Genomic DNA, 6,458 nt, shown 5'->3' with positions numbered 1-6,458 from the left:
GTCATGCAATTTCACCTGAACGGCTTCAAGCCCGGGGATCCGCGCGCCGCGGCACCGGACCGGCCGGCGCGAGGCGCCGACGCGGCGCCGGCGCAGGTCGACGTGGTGATCGTCGGCAGCGGCCCGGCCGGGCTGACGCTGGCGGCACAGCTGGCGGCGTTTGCCGACATCAGCACCTGCGTCGTCGAGCAAAAGGAAGGCGCGCTGCAGCTGGGCCAGGCCGACGGCATCGCCTGCCGCACCATGGAGATGTTCGAGGCCTTCGGCTTCAGCGAGCGGGTGCTGCAGGAGTCTTGCTGGATCAACGAGGTGACCTTCTGGAAACCGGGCGGGCAGGCCGGTGGCATCGTGCGCCACGGCCGGGTGCAAGACACCGAGGACGGCCTGTCGGAGTTCCCCCATGTGGTGCTGAACCAGGCGCGGGTGCACGACTTCTACCTGGACCTCATGCGCAACTCGCCCGGCCGGCTGGAGCCGCACTATGCCCGGCGCCTGCTGGACGTGACGGTGGACCAGGACGCCGCCGACTATCCCGTGACCGTGCGGCTGGAGCGCATCGACGCGGCCCATGCGGGCCAGCCGGAGACCATCCGCGCCCGCTACGTGGTCGGCTGCGACGGCGCCCGCAGCGCGGTGCGCAAAGCCATTGGCCGCCACCTCGAGGGCGATTCGGCCAACCAGGCCTGGGGCGTGATGGACGTGCTCGCCGTCACCGACTTCCCCGACATCCGCTACAAGGTGGTCGTGCAGTCCGCCGCCGGCAACCTGCTGGTGATTCCGCGCGAGGGCGGCTACCTGGTGCGCCTGTACGTGGAGATGGACAAGCTGGGTGAAGCAGAGCGCGTGGCCAACCGCGGCATCACGCTCGAGCACCTTGTCGCCACGGCGCAGCGCATCCTGCACCCGTACCGGCTGGAGGTGAAGGAGGTGCCCTGGTGGTCGGTCTACGAGATCGGCCAGCGCATCTGCGACAAGTACGACGACGTGCCGGCGCAGGAGGTGGGCGCGCGACTGCCGCGCGTCTTCATCGCCGGCGATGCCTGCCACACCCACAGCCCGAAGGCGGGCCAAGGCATGAACGTCTCCATGCAGGACACCTTCAACCTGGGCTGGAAGCTGGCCGCCGTGCTGCGCGGGCAATGCGCCCCGGCCTTGCTGGACACGTACTCGGCGGAGCGGCAGGTGGTGGCGCAGGAGCTGATCGACTTCGACCGCGCGTGGGCCAAGACGTTCAGCGAGCGGCCCGAGGAAGGCGCCGCCGTCGGCACGGGCAGCGTCGACCCGGCCGAGTTCCAGAAGTACTTCCAGCGGCATGGGCGTTTCACTGCCGGCATGGGCACGCACTACCGGCCCTCGCTCATCACCGGACCAGCGACGCACCAGCAGCTGGCCAGCGGCTTCGTGATCGGCACCCGCTTTCATTCGGCGCCGGTGGTGCGCGTCACCGACGCCAAGCCGGTGCAGCTCGGTCACGCCGGCAAGGCCGACGGTCGCTGGCGCCTGTACGCCTTCGCCGCCGCCAACGACAACGTCGACGAACAGGCGGGCGTGCGCGCGCTGTGCCGCTTCCTGCAGCAATCGCCGCAGTCGCCGGTGCGCAAGTTCACGCGGCCCGGCCAGGACTGCGACGCCGTGTTCGACCTGCGGGCCATCTTCCAGCAAGCCCACGGCGCGCTGGCGATCGAGTCCATGCCGGGCTTGCTGCTGCCGCCAAAGGGGCGCTACGGCCTGCTCGACTACGAGAAGGTGTTCAGCCCGGACCTGAAGAATGGCCCCGACATCTTCGACCTGCGCGGCGTCGACCGCACGCGCGGCGCGTTGGTGGTGGTGCGCCCCGACCAGTACATCGCGCACGTGCTGCCGCTCGATGCGCATGGGGAACTGGCGCAGTTCTTCGCCGGGTTCATGCTGGCGGCTTGAGCGGCTGGACTCCCGGTCGCAATGGGAGAGGGAACAAGAACGGCCCGTCATCCAATTCGAAAGCCCGAGGTTCGAATTTCACGGGGACCGCGCAGCAGCTAGTCTGCCTTCCTGCGGCTGCGGGCCGGCGCCTTGGCCGCCTTCACCTGCACCTGCTCCAGCCACTGCAGCGCCTCCACCTGCGCCATGAAGCGGCCCAGGTAGGCGGGCGACAGCTGCTCCATCAAGGCCAGCGACTCCAGCACCAGCGCGTGCGAGTTGAGCGGGCCGGCGTTGGCCGGCTTGCGCGAAACCGCCAGCTCCAGCTGGTCCTGCACCCGGCCGGCGGACCAGGCCCGGCGAAAGCGCCGCACGCTGGGCAGTTCGTCGCTGGTGCCGTCGGCCGCGCCAGCGGCGCGCCGGATGTGCGCGTTCAGCTGCGCCAGCGGCAGGCAGGTGGCGGCGACCGGCGCGCCGGCCGCCACCTGCCGCGGCTGCTCCATGCGCGCCAGGTAGTCATCCAACCCGGCCAGCAGCCTGTCTTGCAGGATGCGGCGCACGCGTTCGGGCTGGACCGCCGCGCGCTGCGCCAGCACTTCCAGGAAGCGGAAACGCACCGGATCGAAACGCCCGCCGCCAGCGTCGCGCAAGGCCGCGATCCGCGCCTGCAGCTCACTCACGGCGCGCTGGCTCGGTCGCGCCGCCGGCGCGCGGCACCGGCGCCATTTCCACCCGCCGGTTCAGCGCCCGCCCTTGCTCGTCGCCGTTGCTCGCCACCGGCTGCTCGGCGCCGAACGCGGCGGCGAACACCCGCGACGGCGGCATGCCTTCGTCCACCAGGGCGCGCGTTACGGTCAAGGCGCGCTGCGCCGACAGCTCCAGGTTGTCGGCGAAGCGTCGGTTGCCTTCCTGCACCCGGGTGTCGTCGGTGAAGCCGCTGACCATCAGCATCTCGCCGCGCTCGTCCAGGTAGACCCGCAGCGGGTGCACCAGGCTGGTCAGCAGCTGCCGCCCTTCCGGCCGCAGCTGGTCGGAGTTGAGCGGGAACAGCACGTTGCCGCTGATGCCGATGCGGCCGTTGGCCACCGTGATGCGGCCGCTGGCCAGCGGGATCGCCAATGCCTTTTCCAGCGCCATGCGCCGGCGTTCCTCCAGCTGGCGCTTCTCGACTTCGGCCTGCAGGCTCGCCACCAGGTCGACCTGCACCAGCAGCACGCCCACCAGCACCAGCACGAACGCGCCCAGCAAGCCGGCCATCAGGTCGCCGAACACGGCCCAGGCCGGCGCGACCGACGCAGCGCCGTCGCCCTCGTCGGCGTCCATCATCCCGGCGCCCCCGCCGCGGGCCGGCGCAGCTGGCGCAGGTTGTCCACCAACCCTTGCTGCGAGGCGATGCTCAGGTCGATCACTTCACGGGCCTGGGCCACGTAGTACGCCAGCTGCTCGTCGCTGCGGGCGGTGGAGCGCTGCAGCGAGGCCTCGACCCGCAGCAGACTGTCGGCCAGCTTGTCGTTGCTGGCCTGGAACAGCGTCATGCTCTGGCCCAGCGCCTCGGCCAGGCTCGCCACTTCCACCGCGCTGGCGGCGACCTGGTCCGCCACGTCGGCCGCCTTGCCGGCCTGCGTGGTCAGCACCGAAGCGGCGGAAGCCACCATGGCTTCGATGGCGGTGCGCTGGTCGCCGGCGGCGGCGTTGACGCCGCGCAGCAGCGCCTCCAGCTGCTCCAGCAGGACGCTGCGCTCGCGCAAGGCATGGTTGTCGCGCTCGGCGACGCGGCTCATCTCCTGCCGCAGTTCGGTGATCACGCCGGCTGCCGCCTGCGGCACTTCGGCCGCCGTCTGCAGCAGGCGCGTGAGCGGCGCCTCCAGCGCCGTGCCCAGCGTGGCCAGGTGCTGCGTCACGACGGCCTGCAGCTCGCCCAGCTGCCGCACCGCTTGTTCGCCGCGCCGGCTTTCGTCGGCGCGCAGCGCCGCCGAGTCGGCCTTCACGCCCGCCAGCAGGGCCGCGCTGCGCTGCTCGAAAGTCTGCGTGAAGGAGGCGAGGGTCCGCCGCAGTCCTTCGGCCAGGGCCTGGTTGCTGCCCGCCTGCTGGCCGAGCGCGGCCGTCCAGCCCTGCGTGACGGTGCTGGCGGTGTCGCCAAAGCGCTGCGACAAGGTGTCGAGCTGCTGGCGCGACAGCTCGGCGAGCAGCGCATGCGAGCGCTGCGACTCCTGCACCACTTGCGCCATCGCCGATGCGATCACCGGCCGGATGCTGTCGCCGGCGGCCCGCGCGCCGGCCGCCAGGCTGTCCTGCAGCGACGCGCCCACGCTGTCCGCCAGGCCGCGATAAGCCAGCGTGGCATCTTCCTGGAAGCGCGCCTGCCGGGCCAGCAACTGCGCGTCCAGCTGCTGGCTGCGCTGCTCGATGCGTTCCATCAGCGCGTCGAGCCGATCGCACACCTGCGGCAACGCCTGGCCTTGCGCCTGCAGCACCCGCAGCGTCTCCTGCCGCTGGTGCACGCGCGAAAACGGCAGCAGCACGGTGGCGATGCGGCCATCGAGCTGGCGGCCCGCGGCCATGCGTTCGCGCCGGCTCAGCGCCGCCATCAGTCCCAGCATGGCGGAGGCGGCCACGCCCGCCACCGAGGTGCCGAACGACAGGCCCAGCCCCTTGATGGGAGCGGCCAGCGCCGCGCGGATGGCCTGCAGGTCGGTCGAGCCTTCCAGCGCGAACACCGCGCCCTTGAAGGTGATGACCATGCCCAGGAAGGTGCCCAGCATGCCCAGCATCACCAGCAGGCCGACCAGGTAGGGCGTCAGCGCCGGGCCGGGCAACGCGACCCGCTCGCCCTCGATGCGCAGGCGCACGGTGTCGCGCAGCGGCGCGGGCACGCGCTCCAGCCAGGCGGCCAGGTCGGCCAGGGGCTGGGGCACGCCGGCGACCGCGGCGCCCAGGGCGGCCGTGGTCTTGCGGTATTGAACCAGTTCCCAGGCGCCCAGCAGGTAGGCGGCGCCGATGGCGGCTGTCATGGCCAGGGCCAGCCAGCTCGAGCCGACGAAGCCGGCGGCGACCCAGAGGACGGCGGCCAGGCCCAGGGCGAAGGCCGATGCGAAAAAGCGGTTGCTCATGGAGGAAGGTTGGTTGCGTCGCGCAGGGCGTCGACCAGGCCGGCCACCGGCTGCAGCCGCAGGTCGGTCTCGACGGTCAGTGCCTCGCGCCATTGCTGTTCGAAGACGGGCAGCCAGTCGGGGGCCGCATGCTGCTGGCGCAGCAGCTTGAAGCGTCGCTCCAGCAGCCCCGGTGTGGTGGCCAGCAGCGCCTGCCGGCGCCGCGCCAGCATGTCGTCCAGCGCCGCGTCGAGCGCGGCCAGCTGGCGCAGCCGGGCCGAGGCGCGGCCGACGGCCTGCCGGACATGGTCCCGCAGCGGGACGATCATCATGTCCATCTGGCGCTGCAGCTCCTGGTGGCGCAGGTGGTAAGGGCGCCAGGCGGGCTCGTCGGCCGGCGCGGGCACGGGCTGCGCGATGGCGTTGGCCAGCGCCGCGCGGACCCGCTGGACGTCGTCCGCCAGGGCCAGCGCCTGATCCGGCCGTGCCGCCTTGGCCGGACCAGGCGCGGCCGCGAGGCCGGCGCGCACCGACTGGTGCACAGCCTGCAGCCGGATCGCGTCCAGGGTGCTGAACCACGGGCCCATCCGCTCGGCGAAGTCCATGCCGGCCACCGGGGCGTCGGAAACGATCCCGGCGCCGAGCACGCGCACGAAGCGGGCGGGAGTGAAGTTGCTGGGCAAGAAAAGTGGTCCTCGGCGCCGCGAGGCGGCGCGCGTCCTTGATGGGTCGGGTCGGGCGGGGCCATGGCCCCGCAAGGGCGGCCCGCGCAGCCGGTATTAGAAACGATCGGGCCGGCCAATGCCCCGGCGATCGTTGCCACAACAGCGCCGCCTCACGGCCAGGCCCGGCGCAGCTGCCTGTACTCTTGGGATGACCCGCCCGGCTCCCTCCTGCATGCGGCTTGTTGCCGCCAACCCGTCCGCGGTGACGGGGGTTGGCCGCGCGGGTGTGTCCGAGCCACTGCGGGGCGGGCCTGCAGCGAACCCCCGCACATTCCTGAGCCCGGCGGTCAGCCCTCTTTCTCCCTTCAGCGCAAACCATAGACCGCCCGGCCGCGCCCGGTTCAGCCCAAGGCGCGGAGTCGCGTCGCCAAATTGCAGGCGATCGGCGTTCGATGATCGGCGTTCGATGGAGTGCGCCATGCACACGACAACCCCTGGCCAGCGTCGGCTGACCTCACCCGACCTCGGCCGTCGATGCGACTTCAGGTCCGTCCTGGTCGTCACGCCGCGCAGGTGTTCCAGAAGACGGGCTACGAGCGCGCCTCGATGGCCGACATCGGCGCCCACGTGGGCTATTTCAAGACCACGCTGTACAGCTACTTCGCGTCGGAGGAGGTGCTGTTCTACAAGGTGGTGACCGAGGCCGCCGAGGCGGAGTTCCAGGCAACATAAGAGGCCCTGGACCCCCCGTGAACGACATCCAGCCGGCCTTGCAGCGCTTCGGCGAGAAGCTGCGCACGCTGCT

Annotated in this window: 6 protein-coding genes; 2 read left to right on the top strand and 4 right to left on the bottom strand. The window is 71.7% G+C overall.

The window, feature by feature from the left end; all coding sequences use genetic code 11:
• Positions 1-3: 3 nt before the first annotated feature.
• Positions 4-1,920: an FAD-binding monooxygenase gene (locus JWP65_RS08265; RefSeq protein WP_299762605.1), complete on the top strand. Its 1,917-nt coding sequence runs from the start codon at positions 4-6 to the stop codon at positions 1,918-1,920.
• Positions 1,921-2,018: 98 nt separating this feature from the next.
• On the opposite strand, the gene JWP65_RS08260 is transcribed toward JWP65_RS08265, so the two are convergent.
• Genes JWP65_RS08260 through JWP65_RS08245 form a run of 4 tightly spaced genes read right to left on the bottom strand, consistent with a single transcriptional unit; the run spans position 2,019 to position 5,671 of the window.
• Positions 2,019-2,579, bottom strand: a complete 561-nt coding sequence (locus tag JWP65_RS08260) for a DUF2894 domain-containing protein (RefSeq protein WP_299762603.1) — start codon at positions 2,577-2,579, stop codon at positions 2,019-2,021.
• Positions 2,572-3,225, bottom strand: a complete 654-nt coding sequence (locus tag JWP65_RS08255; RefSeq protein WP_299762601.1) for an OmpA family protein — start codon at positions 3,223-3,225, stop codon at positions 2,572-2,574. The genes JWP65_RS08260 and JWP65_RS08255 overlap by 8 nt, the downstream gene beginning before the upstream one ends.
• Entirely contained in the window at positions 3,222-5,009 is a 1,788-nt protein-coding gene (locus JWP65_RS08250) for a DUF802 domain-containing protein (protein WP_299762599.1), read from the bottom strand. The genes JWP65_RS08255 and JWP65_RS08250 overlap by 4 nt, the downstream gene beginning before the upstream one ends.
• Complete coding sequence (locus tag JWP65_RS08245; RefSeq protein WP_299762597.1) at positions 5,006-5,671, bottom strand: DUF3348 family protein; 666 nt, start codon at positions 5,669-5,671, stop codon at positions 5,006-5,008. Before JWP65_RS08245 ends, JWP65_RS08250 begins: the two co-directional genes overlap by 4 nt.
• Positions 5,672-6,226: 555 nt before the next feature.
• Here JWP65_RS08245 and JWP65_RS08240 point away from each other — a divergent pair.
• Positions 6,227-6,385 carry a TetR/AcrR family transcriptional regulator gene (locus JWP65_RS08240; protein WP_299762595.1) on the top strand — a complete coding sequence of 53 codons (159 nt, stop codon included), beginning with the start codon at positions 6,227-6,229 and terminating at the stop codon, positions 6,383-6,385.
• Positions 6,386-6,458: the final 73 nt, after the last annotated feature.

The organism is Ramlibacter sp. (genome assembly GCF_028292805.1).
GTDB lineage: Bacteria > Pseudomonadota > Gammaproteobacteria > Burkholderiales > Burkholderiaceae_C > Ramlibacter.
This window is presented reverse-complemented; position numbering and strand designations above follow the sequence as displayed.